Origin of the sequence: Flavobacterium sp. 9R, from assembly GCF_902506345.1 — a bacterium.
Classification (GTDB): Bacteria; Bacteroidota; Bacteroidia; order Flavobacteriales; family Flavobacteriaceae; genus Flavobacterium.
On the sequence record NZ_LR733413.1, the window covers coordinates 767,647 to 780,921 of the forward strand.

The window sequence follows — 13,275 nt, forward strand, 5'->3', positions numbered from 1 at the left end:
TGAATGGATTCCGTTCACTGCCTTTTTTATGATTTTACTTCCTTTTTTAGCAATGCAATTTGCCCTAAATGATAATGACAATGCTCTATTACACCGATTAAGTTTCTGTAGTAGTTTCCATATTTTGCTTCTACAAAATCCTCAAAAAGACAACTATCAGGCAATTGTTCTATCAATGTCGCAAAAAGCTGTACTTCTTCCCACGATTTATTTTTCAATTGTTCCCAATCGGCTTCGCAAGTAATTTTCGGGCTGTCAAAGCTAAATTTGTCTTTAATATCGAGACTTCCACCTTGCAAAACCGGAATCAATCCAGCTATGTAATAATTGCAGTGAAACAGTAAGGTGGCGATGCTATTCCCTTCTTTCAGGGCAAAATTGGCTTCTTGCCAACTCACGTCAGCCAATTGGTCTTTAAAATTTGAGGTGGCCCAATTCCCACCAAAATACACTTGCTGCAAGTGTAATGCGATTTGCGCGGTGATACTTTTACTCATTTCTTTTGATAAAGATAAATTACAGTTGGTTTCTTCAATGCATAAAATTAACATTTATTCTCTTTGTTAGGAGCAGACAATCGTGCTATTATTCACGTTTTGTCCTGCTCTCCATTATATCTCTTGTAGCTTAAAGAAATGCTACAAGAGGATGCCATTGCGATCAGGGCTATACTACAAGTCATTATTTTCAAATCACATTTCTTAAAAGAATATAAAATATTTCGATTTCTTTAACACAATTGCTTTAAGAACATAGCATTTAGTTAATAATGTTAAATCAAAAACATATTACAATTAGGTTTTGTAAATTGCAAATAATTTAAAATCAGAGTATTAAGTTTTTTAGTTGTAAAACTGAAAAACAAAATAAAACCTACCACTATTTAAATTTAAAAAATTATGAAATCAAGACTATCCATTGTAGCAATAGTAGCTGTCCTTTTTTTTGTTTCATGTTCCTCTAGTGATGATGATAATTCGAATGGTTCTTCCAACTCCATAATCGATGTTAATAATAGTACCACCGAGTTGAGCAAAAGAATAAGTCTTGAAAACTCAGGCGTTGTTAGTATAAATAAAGCAACTGCAGTTGGTAAAAAACTAAGTGAAAGTAATGATTTTCCTTTGGTTCAAATTGCTGAGGTTAATGCGCCAAAAGACGAATCAGGAAGACAATTACAAGCCAATCACGTAGCTGTAAATGATAAGTTTGCTTATGTAGCGTATACTTCTCAAGGAGAAGTATATTCTGGAGCGGTAGACGTTATAGATGTTTCTGATCCTTATAAACCTAAAATTATTACCTCAGCTTTAATCAAAAATACCGATATCACTTCGCTTACTTATGCCAACGGGAAATTGTATTTAGCTGGAGCGACAGATGTTGATAAAAATCCTAACCTTACAAGTCCGTCAATTGTTATTGTAATGCAACTCAACAATGGATTGCTTACAGAAAATTACACTATAGTACCTCTTGAAGGTCAAGTAACAACAGATATAGTGGCGAATAGTAATGCGTTTTTCTCTGTTACTGGCGATAACGGTAAAGTTTTTAAAAATACGATTGGATCCAATCAGCTAGTAGCGAGTGTGGCGCAACAAGATTTACGTTCAGTATTACTAGATCAAAATGAGTTGTTTGTTTTAAGTGGCACCAAAGGGATAAGCGTTTACAAAGAATCCGATGCTAGTTTACTGCGCTCTTTTACCACCACAGTAGATGTTCCAGAAGCTAAGCGTACTATGGATATTTATGAACAAAAAATAATTGTAGCCGAGGGATTTAGTGGGGTTGGAGTGTATAACAAAACTACTGGTCAAAAGTTGCAAACGCTTCCAATTGTATCGGGTATTGGAGGAGTATTCGACCCAAATGATGTGGTAACCAATGCCGTTTCTGTTAATGATGAAAAAACGTTTGTGGCCAATGGAGCCGCTGGAATTTCAGTTTACAAAATAGACGATAAATTGGATTGGTTAGGTAAAATGGATATTGTTGGTTCTTCTAATTATGTAAAAACAAAAGGAGACTATATTTATGTAGCTAGCGGAAAAGGAGGATTGAAAATTATAAAAATGGAAGGGAAATCCAAGCCAATTGCTTGCGCCGGATATCCAACATACACTGGGAATTCCAATTTGATATTGAATTCTAATGAAAAAGCTTCTTATTCAGGAAGTACTGCTTTAGCATCAATCATTGTCAATTCTAAGGCAACTTTGATTCATTGTGGTGCACTTTCAGTTCAAAATGATTTAACCCTCAATAGTAACGGTACTTTCGAAATGAGTGGTACATTAAGCCAAGGGCGTTATGGACAAAATACCCGATTAACAATTAACAGTAATGCCGAAATGAAAGTATCTGGAGCTGTAGTGATTTATGGAGATTTGGTTTTAAACAGTAATTCCAATTTGACTTTCGTTGGTTCAGGCTCTTCCATTACCATTTATGGAAAAGTGACCAAAGGAAGTAATGTGAAAATTACAGGTAACTTCACAGACACGGAAAATAAATTATAAAATTAGTTGTTAGTGCGAAACGCTCAGTCTTGTCGAAAAAACGAGACTGAGCGTTTTTTTATTTTATTTGGCAACACAAATGTGTTAATCTGTGGAATCTGTGTTGATTCATTTCATTCTTTTTTCTACTATTAGGGATGACAAATCTGTGTAATCCCTAAATACTTGTTGTTTTTTTATAGGAGTTACTATTCATAGCAATAAATTCTTTGGGCTTTCGTATCTTTAAGACAAATCCAAGCCCAATGAAAGCACCTATTTACGTTAACCTTTCCGAAGCTCGAAAAAGATACCACGTCATTCCGTCGGATACTCACAAAGGCATTCAGGGACACGCGTTGCTTATTGGCGGAAGTTATGGTAAAATAGGCGCTATTACTTTAGCTTCTCGAGCGGCTTTGAAAACGGGATGTGGCTTAGTGACTGCTTTAGTACCAAAATGTGGCTATGAAATCCTGCAAATCGCAAATCCCGAGGTGATGGTGCTCACAGATGCAAACGAAAAGTACCTTTCAGAAATAGCATTCAGTTTAGTACCTAACGCTATCGGAATTGGTCCGGGTTTAGGGCAAGAAGCAGCGACTCAAATAGCATTTCATAAATTCCTTTCCACTACTACAAAACCGCTAGTTGTTGATGCCGATGCGCTCAATATTTTGGCACAACATCCAACTTGGTTAACGCTTCTTCCACCCGAATCGATACTGACGCCTCATCCCAAAGAACTCGAACGCTTGATAGGAAAGTGGCAGAATCAAGAGGAGAAACTAACCAAAACCATTGCTTTTGCGCAGCATTATCAAATAATAGTGATATTAAAAGGCGCACCCACCCAAATCGTATTTGGAAAAGACTTTTATGAAAACACTACTGGCAATCCAGCTTTGGCTACTGCAGGAAGTGGCGATGTCCTAACTGGAATAATCACGAGTTTACTAGCCCAATCGTATGCTCCAATTGATGCGGCAATTTTAGGTGTTTATTTGCACGGCTTAACAGCTGATATCGCTTTACCCAAAACAGGTTATCAATCTTTTATTGCTTCGACCATTATCAAATATCTTGGGAAAGCTTTTTTAGCTTTAGAGAAAGGGGAGTAGACCTAAAACAGCACATCAAATATCTCTTTAGCAATAGGTTTGCGGTTGAATTGTAGTTGAGAAGTTTTTCATTCGAAATGTTTCTTTAGTTACACTAAGATTATTTCATAACTTCTTTTATGGCTCAATTGGTTTGTCGAGTTAGTAGCTACTTTTTATTATTCTGTTAGTTGTAACTTCATCATTATATCCGTCTGTTCATCGTCTCCCAATTTGAAGATGTGTTTGTCGAATTCAACAAAACCATTTTTCTTATAGAAACGTATCGCTCTTGGATTTTCTTCCCAAACTCCTAACCAAATGTATTCCGAACCTTTCTCTTTCGCAATTTCAATTGCTTTATCGTAAAGTAGTTGTCCAACGCTTTTGCCGTGAAATGCTTTTGAAACATATATTCGTTCAATTTCAAGTGCTTTGTTGTCTTTCAATTCGGTTTGTGATGCTCCAAAATTTACCTTTAAGTAACCAATAACTTCCTCTTTCAATAGTGCAAAATAAAATTCAGAGTCAGTAGCAATCAATTCTGCTGTTAGTTTTTCTTTCGAGAAACCTTCTTCTAGATAGCTTTTCATATTCTCTTCAGAATTTGATTCTGAAAACGTTTCTTCAAAAGTTGCTCGTCCAATCTTTTGCAACTTTTCCAAGTCGTCTAAAGTTATTCTTTTCGTGATTATATTTTCCATTGTAGTTATTTTTTAGGAAGTAGCCTTGCAAGTAGCAGTTTGGGACTAAATTAAAATCATTTATCAGTTAGAATGAAAGCCAGCTCGTTTATTCGTTTTATTATCAATCAACGATTATGAATTCAACAGAGACTAATTTTACTGATTTTGTCTTTCCTACTGCTAGATTAAAAGGTTCTTCTACATTATAAACTTCTGTAAAGCTTGATTTTGCTCCAATTTCAATATAGGGCGGAATTTTTTTGATAGGAGTTAGTATCAATCCGTCGTAATTTGAAGTTATTTTAGAAAATCCTTTTATGGCAACATTGTTTGGGTTAGTATATTTTATTTCATAGTGTAAACGGGATGAATTATTACCTGTGTCAGGGGTAAATTCAAATAATAAAACTTCATAAGTAATACTTTTCAATGGTTCTTTTTCAGGTGTTGCATCATTTTCGTTAGTACATCCAAAGAGTAGAAGAAACATAGGAAGTAAAGTAAGTACTTTTATTTTCATAGCATTAAATTTTATATTGATTGTATTTAATTAGATTTTTATAGAGCAAAAATAGTATAATATCAGTAGCGATTCGTGAGCATTATTGTTTAGCTTACTCAAATATTCGATGTTTAAATAGTTCTTTCATTTTTTCAAAATGCTGTTTTGGCTTTTTGCAAATATATATTTTCTGATACAATTCTTCTTCGTTGTCTGCGTAGGGATTATAAATAGTTTTCACAAGAGTTACTTCCGAAAAATAGGGATGAAAAAAATCGCCTATTTGATAACTTAAGGCAATGACAGTATTCGGCATTGCTCCGTTTGGTGCCCAACTGTAAAAACTTCCGTGATAAGAGAATGCTTTTGGCAAATGGTATGCTTTTCCGAGAAGATTTACAGCACCCGCTTGTCCATAATGTTTTCCCCAAATCAAGCAGTTTGGTTTTTCGTTTTTGGGTAAACGGTCATAAATTAGTTGCAATTCAGTCATCGTTGTTTCCCACTTTTCTTTTGAGTAATATTCATCATAGCGAACGGCATATTTTCCGCCTTCCACTTTTTGATGCTCGTATTTTTGTATGGAATTTAGCATTTCGTTGAAGGAATAAACAGGCATTCCAAATGGAATTAATAGAGCACCCAGAAATAATAGTATTGCAATTGGATACATAACCCAATTTCTTTTTTGAATTACGCTTTGTTCCCAAAATAGTGCACCAAAAGGCAAGATTGTTAAAACGATGGGGAAAAAGTAATAGGATTTTCCATTGCAAAATAACAAGAGCAAAAAGGAGAGAACTATAGAACCTACTACTGGTTTATAAAGTTCGGTTGTATAAAATTTGAACAGTTGAAGTAATGCTGGAGCAACCAAAATCAGCGAAATTGGATTGATGGCAAGGATTAAATTTTTTAAATTTTCTATTCTCGAAAGTTTATCCAATTGGGTTTCATACAATCGACTAAACATTTGCAATACTGGAAAGTTATTGGCGAATTGCCAATACAAATTGGGTAGCAGAAATAAAAAACAAATTGTAAGATAGATACCGATATTTTGTTTTAAAAGGGTTGTTCTTGTTCTTTTAAAGAAAAATAAGGATGACAATCCAAAAACAAAAAACAATACATCGTATTTAAAGAGAACCCCAACTACTGCAACAATTGATAAATAAGTCAAATACTTTTTATCAAGATATTTGGTATAACGCACTAATTGGTAAAAACCCAAAACCCAAAATAGTTGACCAAAAACAACAGGTTGAAAAAGTTGTTGAGAACGACCAAATCCTGGGGCAATAATAATACACAATAAAGCTAAAAATAAAGCTCTGTTCTTTCCGCCTAGTTCTATCGTGATTTTTGCCACATAGATGAGTATTAAAATGCTAGAAATATGGGAAAATAAATGATGAATGTAAACAGAATTGGAAGCGAAAAGATTTTGGATAAATGCTACAACTCCAATTAATGGCGGGAATTCCATAAAACCAAATGCCAAATGATTTCCCGTTTCGATATGTAACAATTCGTCGCCTTGAAAACCCGAATGATAATCAGCAATTAAATGAAGGAACAGTTTTATTATGCAAAAAATTAGGATGGTGAGCTTGTGCTGTTTTGTCATTAATTTTTCTTTTTACATCTTGTGAACAATTGTTTTAGAGCCAATTTTTATTTAATCAGCTGCAGTTTTTTAAAGGCTTCTTTAGTTGCATTTAAACGAATTACTGGAAATTCATCCATAGTTGTTGCTTCTTTTTCTACGTTTGTTGCAAAAAAATAAACAGCATTATTCGTTTCTAAATATCCAACAAGCCAACCATTATTGATTTCATTTCGCATTCCCCAACCTGATTTACCGCTTAAAACATAACTTTCAGTTTTCTCAAGCAGCATTATGTCTTTCATTATAGTTTCAGTTTTTTTTGAAATCGGTAATTTTGAGAAATACAGTCTTTCTAAAAAGTCAATTTGTTGCATTTGTGAAAATTTCGATTTTCCTTGTAACCAAAAATTATCTATGGTTAAAGTGTCGAAAACCATTCCGTTGTAATTCAATTTTTTCAAATAAGATTTCATTCTCTTTACACCAATTTTTCTAGCAATTTCTTGATAACAAGGAACGCAAGAAACTTGAAATGCTTTTTTGAACGTTAAATCTTCTTCCCATTTTTTAAATCTTCGTTGTTCACCGTTCCATTTAAATAGTACAGAATCATTTTTGATTACTCCAGTTTCTAAGGCAATAATTGAGTTTGGAATTTTGAATGTTGATGCTGGAATTACTCCAGTTTTTGCCCAAGAGAAATTATTAGAATAGAATACTTTGTTTTTTGCATCATAAATTAAAATTGAGCCTTTCACTTGTAAGCTATCTAAAATGTTTCCAAATTCAGCTGTTACTACTTTCTTTGGTTTTTCTATTTTAGTTTGGCAATTTCCTTTAAGTTGTACTAAAAGAATCAGATGTAAAAGTATAACTATTGTTCTCATTTTTAATTTTGTTTCTTTCAGGTTTCTGTTACTCGAAGATGAGGTACTAGGTTCAGTTACTAAATAGTTTTTCGACCTAAACCACGCTACTTAGAAGCCAAGGTAGCAAAAAAAGAATGGTTTTGGCGAGATTCTATTCCAAAAGTGGAGTACAGCTTGTTCATTTTTATGATACAAAGAAAAGTGGGCTTGTAGGCCCACTTTTTGGTTACTATTCTTCTAGTGTTTTTTTCAATCGTTGAAATTCTTCTGTATTGATTGCTCCAGAAGCCAATCTTTTTTTAAGTATTCCCAGAGGCGTATTTGACTTTGTTCTTTGTCCCGGAATAGCATAAGGCGTGGCAAATATCCAAAGGAGAAAAAGAAACCAAATCAGCCACCAAAAAAAGTGCATTCCCCAAAAATTATAGTTTTCGTAATACATAATTTAATTTTTTAAGTGAGATCGTAAAAACCAAGCCATTTTTTCGTGCGTTTCCATTAATCCCGTTATAAAATCGCTAGTACCCAAATCATGGAACTCATTCGCAAAAGATTTGATATGCGCTCTCAAAATGATGATGATACTTTCGTGATCGGTTAAAAGTTCTTTAATGAATCCTAGACTATCATTTTGTGATCTATCTTGTTCTGTAAGATGTGTTAATGAAAGATAGGACTTTAGAGTAGCTGGAGGATAGTGACCAATAGAACGAATACGTTCCGCCACACTATCAATTATTTCATCCAATTGACCAAACTGAGTTTCGAAAAATTTGTGTTTGTCATAAAAATCGATACCTTCTACATTCCAATGGGCGTTTTTAGTTTTGATGTAAAGTACCGTTTCGTCTGCTAAAATTTTAGACAATTCATTGACAACGGCTTGTCGATGCGATTCTGATATTCCTATGGCTGTTTTCATATTGTTACTTTTTGTTAAAGTGTTTTTTGATTAATCTTTTGTCTTTTGACTGTTTTTTTAAGACTAAAAAGGATCACTTAGCTCACTAATTCGGATGAGTTTTTTGTTGACAAATTCCTCTAAACCTAGTGCGGCCATTTCTCTTCCATAGCCTGAATTTTTGGTACCACCAAACGGAAGATCCGCTTGTGTCCAAGTTGGGTGATTGATAAACACCATTCCCGTATCTATTTGGTTGGCGACGCGTTTTCCTCTTTCTATATCTTGTGTAAATACGGAACCGCCTAAACCGTAGGGCGAATTATTAGCCAATGCAATAGCTTCTTCTTCATTTTTTACTTTGAAAAATAAGGCTACTGGACCAAAAAACTCTTCATAAAAAACAGGATTATTCTGCGTCACATCGGTAAGAATGGTTGCCTCCATAAAGGCGCCAATTCTAGCTACTCGTTTTCCTCCCAAAATAATTTTGGCACCTCCATCAACAGCTCTTTCGACTTGATTGGCTATTTTAGTAGCGGCTTCTTCCGTACAGAGTGGTCCCAACTGTGTTCTAGTGTCTACTGGATCGCCTACAACCAATTCGGCTAGTTTAGTTTTAAATTTTTCCAAGAAGACGTCTGCAATTTCGGCTACCACAATAAAACGTTTGGAAGCCACACAACACTGTCCGTTATTGTTGATGCGTCCCACGACAGCCCAATCTACCGCTTGGTCAATATCCGCATCTTCTAGTACAATAAAGGCATCGCTTCCGCCTAATTCTAATACATATTTTTTGATGTTTTTGCCAGCTACGGTTGCTATATTAGCCCAAGGTGATTCACTACCTGTAAGCGAAACTCCTCTAATTCTTTTGTCGGAAACCAAATCGATTATTTGTTCGTGCGACACCATCAAATTAGTGTAAAGTACTAGTGGAGCTCCAGCTTCTATAAAGATTCTTTCCAATGCTAGAGCGCATTGGGGCACATTCGAAGCGTGTTTGACGAGCACTGTGTTGCCAATCATAATATTGGGTGCCGCGAATCGTGCGACTTGATAAAAGGGGAAATTCCAAGGCTGTATGCCTAACAGTATCCCAATTGGACTAGACCTGATGAAGGCCTTTCCATGCACAGGATTCAAGATTTTGTCGGCCAAAAGAGTTTCTGAATTTTTGGCGTAATAGTCAAATATTTCGGCACTCAGTTTTATTTCACCTTGAGCATGACTCAAAAGTTTACCCATTTCTAGGGTAATTATTTGCGCAAGTTCTTGCTTCTGTGCTCTTAAAAGCCCAGCAATTTTATACAACAATTGAGCTCTTACAGCGTAGTCTGTTGTTTTCCATACGTCGAATGTAGTTGCAGCTTTTGCTATTGCATCATCTGTAGCAGCGGCAATCATGGCGTCAAAGGATTGTACGAGTTTGTTGGTGGTTGGATTAATGGTTTGAAAAGCCATAGTTTGTTATTTAATTATTAGTAATTAAAAATCTCATCTTCAAAATTTTATTTGCTACCCAATCAGTAAGGTAGGAGTAGGGTATGAAGTGTTCTTAAATTGAGCCAGTGTCTAGAAAAATGAAACTGAGAAGTAAAGTGTGTTAAAAGAGGAAAAGCGGTAAAAGCAAGTGCTTTTACCGCTTTAAAATTGGATTTAGTTCACTAAACTATAATAATAATCTACTTCCAATTCATTTTTTACATGCCAAATACCAGGCGTATTCCAAGCAATACGAGCGGCTTCTTCTTTTTGATACCAAGAGCCTACAGTTCCTTTGAGAGTTACTGTAGTGCCGGAAACCGATACAGCAATATCGCTATCGTCTACAGACCAGCTTCTGCCAATGGCTTTTTCGACTTCTTTCTTTTCGATAGCATCATGGCTTTCGGATTTGATTTTTATGTTGTTGGTTACGCCTTTTACACCAGCAAGAAAAGTTGTAGCACTTTTTGCGGCTTCTTTTTGGTAATTCCAAGGCAACTCGCCATCAAGAGTCACCCAGCCGTCTTCGACTTTAACGGTAACTTTGTCTTCTGGAACCGACCAATTTGATTTTAGTGCCGCCAACACTTCATTGGCAATTTCTAAGCTGGTCTTTACGAACGAACTCGGGAATTTGACATCGATTTTTTCAACTAGTGCTTTCACACCAATTACTTTTTTGGCAGCATTTTCTGCTTCCACTTTTTTTGCATAGCTATCTACCACGCCCGTCAAAGAAATTACACCATCTTTTGCTGTAACTCCAATCTCTGCTGCATTCAATAACGGTTCCCATTTAATGGCGTTTTGAACATCTGTCTGTAATTCTGCATTTGTTTTCATCCTAATTTTTTTTCATTGTGAATGCGTTTCACAACAACACAAAGGTGAAAACTATTAGGGTTCAGACGCTTATATAATTAAAAGTGAATGTTGTATAATTAGTACAAAGTCTTCACTTACATTTTTTTAAACAAACGCAGTAGCGCATATATATAGCCCGCTTTTTTTGAAGTTTTTTTTTTAAGTTAGGCTTGGTACTGTTTATTACCTTTTGGAAAATCTAAAAATAGTTACGGTGTTTTGATTGTATTCTGTGACTTTATTGTGAGACTTGAAAAATACAAAACCAATTTCAAATTAAGCCTAAAAGCAGTAATGTGTGTAGTATTTTTATTCCGATTGGCTTTTAATCCAACGCATTAATTCTTTTTTGTTTATTCTTTCCCAAATTGAATCCGAATTCTTTTTCTTTGATTTATCATCGTCTGACTCGAAAACAATTAATTCAGTTTTTTGATTACCTGCAAGTTCTAATTCAGCCAAAAGTCCCACCGAATCTGGCGAATTGTTATCATACATTGTTTTGAGGTGTCTTTTTAGCCAATATTTTATTGCGGGTTCAATATAGGCTCTTACAGAATAGGTAGTGTAAAACTTGATGTTTTCTTTTTTCTCGTCAAAGTAACTATACGTTGAAAAGTCATAATAACGCTCTACATTAGTTTTGGGTGTTCCATTAAGATTTGTTTCTAACATGTAATTTGCAAATGTTGGTTCCCACAAATCATTTCGTTTGTTTCTTTTTTCTCTATCATATTTATACCATTCCATAGCCCAATCCAATTTTGTATTGCAGAGAACGATTCCTTTTATGTTCAATTGAAAGGGATAATTATCTTCTTTCATAAATTGGATATGTTTCATTGCTCGATGTCCAGACAAGGCAACTCCAATAAAAAAGATGTTTTTATTGGGCAAATTGTACTTTTCAAATACTTTAGTGATTATTTCGTGGGAAGAAATTGCAGAGTTTTTAGAAAAATAAAAATCAAAAGGAATTTCACTTGAAACGGATAAAACTGCGAAGCCATTTTTAGAAGCATTACTATAAATCTGCTTTGAAATTTTATTCTTTTTGTCATATCCCGAATCTTCAAGAAATAGTAATACACCTTTTATATCTTTCTTTTTAGGCAGCATTAGTGTGTAGCCTTTTTGGATAAATGGTAAAAAATCTTTCTCACCAGTTCCAATTCTTATGCTATCATTTTTCTTTTGGTAGTATTCTTCAATACTATTTTGTGAGAAAACTTGATTACTAATGCTTGTAATTAAAATGAGTAAAAAGAGTAACTTATACGTTTTTTCCATTCTATTTATTTTAAAAAAATCTTTAGGTTCTGAGGTGAAATTAAAGTCAACGTTCTGTTACTGCACCGTGTTTGAGACTAAAGTACGATTTATTTCTCGGTAATCATTAAATTGCCAAATGCAAACTAATTTTCAAATAAAGCCTATTACTTAAATCTCTTGTAGTATGTTGTGGCCAGTTATTTTTTCAATAGGTCTCCTTTTTTTAGGTTTATTGCTTTTATTCCACCAACAAATTCAATAGGGATTGACTTTAAACCATCTTCACTATTTACAGGAACAAGACAACTAAAATGCAAATGCTCTCCAGTGCTTTGTCCAGTATTTCCTGATAATGCAATTTTTTGTCCTCTATATACTTTGTCTCCAATTTTTACTAGACTTCCATTTTCTACTAAATGGACGTATTGCGTAAAGACACCTGAATTTGGGTCGTACATTGTCAAATAATTTCCAAAAGGTTTCCATTCTGGACCCTTTCAAGAATGTCTGTATTTATCTACTACTCCCACAACAAATCCATCTGTTGCTGAACAAATGGTATCATTCGTTTTAAGATCAAAATCCAATGCATACTTTGACCAGTCTGAATTATGTGTGAAATTTGTATTGTTCCCTTGAATAATGGTGAATTTTTTGTTTTTAAGAAATGGTAATTCAAGTTCTATAGTATCAATTTTTTTAGAAAGGTCTCCTAATCTTGAACTAAATTTAATTTCTTCGACTTTTCTTTGAATGTTTAGAAAAGTCAAAACTGTGTCACTCACAGCATTTACTGTTATTGGAACTATTTTATCAAATTCCTTTTGCAACTGTTCGTCAGAAGAAAAAAAATATACTCTAAGTGGACAATGTAAAGGATTACCTAACTTAATAGTTAAGGTGTCTTTATTGTAACTAAACCATTTTTGATAATCATATTGATTGTGCTTTACGCTTGGAAGCACAGCAACTGTTTTACAACCCAACAACAATGTAAGGATTGTTAATGGGTAAATAATAAATTTTGTTAAATGAACTGATTTTTTCATATTTGGTTCCAGAGCTAAATGCAGTTTGGGACTTAAGTAAGCTCTGTTTTCGGATTTGCTAACCGAGCGTTAGCGAATTGCTGAAGTAAATCCTCCAAATACAAGACCGACTTTGAAATTAGGCCTATTACCCAAATTGCTTGTAGTGTGTGTTGGCGGTAGTGATATTAGTCGTACTGATGTCTACATTTGACAATTTGAATTTCATCATCAATAAACCTGTAAATTAATCTATGTTCATCATCAATTCTTCTTGACCAAAATCCTGCATACTTATGCTTCAAAGGTTCTGGTTTTCCTACTCCTTCAAAAGGATTTCTTGAAATATCTTTGAGTAGATCATTTATTTTTTTAACTTTCTTTTTGTCAATTTTTTGCCAATACAAATAATCTTCCCAAGATTCATCAACAAATACATATTTCAT

Annotated in this window: 15 protein-coding genes; 2 read left to right on the forward strand and 13 right to left on the reverse strand. The window is 34.3% G+C overall.

The genetic code is table 11. The annotated features are described in order from the left end of the window. Positions 1-26: 26 nt before the first annotated feature. A complete protein-coding gene (locus tag FLAVO9AF_RS03410; protein ID WP_159690851.1) occupies positions 27-497 on the reverse strand; it encodes a DUF1572 domain-containing protein in 471 nt (156 codons plus the stop codon). 402 nt (positions 498-899) lie between these two features. On the opposite strand from FLAVO9AF_RS03410, the gene FLAVO9AF_RS03415 reads away from it, so the two are divergent. Continuing rightward, positions 900-2,525 carry a hypothetical protein gene (locus tag FLAVO9AF_RS03415; protein WP_159684292.1) on the forward strand — a complete coding sequence of 542 codons (1,626 nt, stop codon included), beginning with the start codon at positions 900-902 and terminating at the stop codon, positions 2,523-2,525. Positions 2,526-2,770: 245 nt separating this feature from the next. Then, the gene (locus FLAVO9AF_RS03420; RefSeq protein WP_159684295.1) at positions 2,771-3,625 is read left to right on the forward strand and encodes an NAD(P)H-hydrate dehydratase; all 855 of its coding nucleotides are present in this window, start codon (positions 2,771-2,773) and stop codon (positions 3,623-3,625) included. A 158-nt stretch (positions 3,626-3,783) separates the two neighbouring features. Here the strand turns inward: FLAVO9AF_RS03420 and FLAVO9AF_RS03425 are convergent, their stop codons facing one another. From FLAVO9AF_RS03425 to FLAVO9AF_RS03480, 12 genes are all read right to left on the reverse strand, one after another. Next, complete coding sequence (locus tag FLAVO9AF_RS03425; RefSeq protein WP_159684298.1) at positions 3,784-4,308, reverse strand: GNAT family N-acetyltransferase; 525 nt, start codon at positions 4,306-4,308, stop codon at positions 3,784-3,786. Positions 4,309-4,411: 103 nt separating this feature from the next. Continuing rightward, positions 4,412-4,810, reverse strand: coding sequence for a hypothetical protein (locus FLAVO9AF_RS03430; RefSeq protein ID WP_159684301.1), 399 nt, complete (start codon positions 4,808-4,810; stop codon positions 4,412-4,414). A 94-nt stretch (positions 4,811-4,904) separates the two neighbouring features. Further along, positions 4,905-6,422: a glycosyltransferase family 39 protein gene (locus tag FLAVO9AF_RS03435; protein WP_159684304.1), complete on the reverse strand. Its 1,518-nt coding sequence runs from the start codon at positions 6,420-6,422 to the stop codon at positions 4,905-4,907. Positions 6,423-6,469: 47 nt separating this feature from the next. Beyond that, the gene (blaOXA, locus tag FLAVO9AF_RS03440; RefSeq protein WP_159684307.1) at positions 6,470-7,291 is read right to left on the reverse strand and encodes a class D beta-lactamase; all 822 of its coding nucleotides are present in this window, start codon (positions 7,289-7,291) and stop codon (positions 6,470-6,472) included. 211 nt (positions 7,292-7,502) lie between these two features. After that, on the reverse strand, positions 7,503-7,715 hold the full coding sequence (locus FLAVO9AF_RS03445; RefSeq protein ID WP_159684311.1) for an SHOCT domain-containing protein: 213 nt from the start codon (positions 7,713-7,715) through the stop codon (positions 7,503-7,505). A gap of 3 nt (positions 7,716-7,718) precedes the next feature. Continuing rightward, the gene (locus tag FLAVO9AF_RS03450; RefSeq protein WP_159684314.1) at positions 7,719-8,195 is read right to left on the reverse strand and encodes a Dps family protein; all 477 of its coding nucleotides are present in this window, start codon (positions 8,193-8,195) and stop codon (positions 7,719-7,721) included. A gap of 63 nt (positions 8,196-8,258) precedes the next feature. After that, entirely contained in the window at positions 8,259-9,641 is a 1,383-nt protein-coding gene (locus FLAVO9AF_RS03455; RefSeq protein ID WP_159684316.1) for an NAD-dependent succinate-semialdehyde dehydrogenase, read from the reverse strand. Between the two features lie 195 nt (positions 9,642-9,836). Continuing rightward, a complete protein-coding gene (locus FLAVO9AF_RS03460; RefSeq protein ID WP_159684319.1) occupies positions 9,837-10,508 on the reverse strand; it encodes a BON domain-containing protein in 672 nt (223 codons plus the stop codon). A gap of 330 nt (positions 10,509-10,838) precedes the next feature. Continuing rightward, a complete protein-coding gene (locus tag FLAVO9AF_RS03465) occupies positions 10,839-11,819 on the reverse strand; it encodes a hypothetical protein (RefSeq protein ID WP_159684322.1) in 981 nt (326 codons plus the stop codon). A 179-nt stretch (positions 11,820-11,998) separates the two neighbouring features. Next, on the reverse strand, positions 11,999-12,265 hold the full coding sequence (locus tag FLAVO9AF_RS03470) for a M23 family metallopeptidase (RefSeq protein ID WP_370516443.1): 267 nt from the start codon (positions 12,263-12,265) through the stop codon (positions 11,999-12,001). Between the two features lie 33 nt (positions 12,266-12,298). Beyond that, entirely contained in the window at positions 12,299-12,850 is a 552-nt protein-coding gene (locus FLAVO9AF_RS03475) for a hypothetical protein (RefSeq protein ID WP_159684331.1), read from the reverse strand. Between the two features lie 167 nt (positions 12,851-13,017). Continuing rightward, entirely contained in the window at positions 13,018-13,275 is a 258-nt protein-coding gene (locus FLAVO9AF_RS03480) for a Txe/YoeB family addiction module toxin (protein WP_159684335.1), read from the reverse strand.

Bases quoted from the DNA above. Each gene is read 5' to 3' on its own strand.
- FLAVO9AF_RS03445 (WP_159684311.1), bottom strand. From the start codon at position 7,715: ATGTATTACGAAAACTATAATTTTTGGGGAATGCACTTTTTTTGGTGG.
- FLAVO9AF_RS03435 (WP_159684304.1), bottom strand. From the start codon at position 6,422: ATGACAAAACAGCACAAGCTCACCATCCTAATTTTTTGCATAATAAAA.
- FLAVO9AF_RS03465 (WP_159684322.1), bottom strand. From the start codon at position 11,819: ATGGAAAAAACGTATAAGTTACTCTTTTTACTCATTTTAATTACAAGC.
- FLAVO9AF_RS03460 (WP_159684319.1), bottom strand. From the start codon at position 10,508: ATGAAAACAAATGCAGAATTACAGACAGATGTTCAAAACGCCATTAAA.
- FLAVO9AF_RS03425 (WP_159684298.1), bottom strand. From the start codon at position 4,308: ATGGAAAATATAATCACGAAAAGAATAACTTTAGACGACTTGGAAAAG.
- FLAVO9AF_RS03475 (WP_159684331.1), bottom strand. From the start codon at position 12,850: ATGAAAAAATCAGTTCATTTAACAAAATTTATTATTTACCCATTAACA.
- FLAVO9AF_RS03480 (WP_159684335.1), bottom strand. From the start codon at position 13,275: ATGAAATATGTATTTGTTGATGAATCTTGGGAAGATTATTTGTATTGG.
- blaOXA (WP_159684307.1), bottom strand. From the start codon at position 7,291: ATGAGAACAATAGTTATACTTTTACATCTGATTCTTTTAGTACAACTT.
- FLAVO9AF_RS03455 (WP_159684316.1), bottom strand. From the start codon at position 9,641: ATGGCTTTTCAAACCATTAATCCAACCACCAACAAACTCGTACAATCC.
- FLAVO9AF_RS03410 (WP_159690851.1), bottom strand. From the start codon at position 497: ATGAGTAAAAGTATCACCGCGCAAATCGCATTACACTTGCAGCAAGTG.
- FLAVO9AF_RS03430 (WP_159684301.1), bottom strand. From the start codon at position 4,810: ATGAAAATAAAAGTACTTACTTTACTTCCTATGTTTCTTCTACTCTTT.
- FLAVO9AF_RS03415 (WP_159684292.1), top strand. From the start codon at position 900: ATGAAATCAAGACTATCCATTGTAGCAATAGTAGCTGTCCTTTTTTTT.
- FLAVO9AF_RS03420 (WP_159684295.1), top strand. From the start codon at position 2,771: ATGAAAGCACCTATTTACGTTAACCTTTCCGAAGCTCGAAAAAGATAC.
- FLAVO9AF_RS03450 (WP_159684314.1), bottom strand. From the start codon at position 8,195: ATGAAAACAGCCATAGGAATATCAGAATCGCATCGACAAGCCGTTGTC.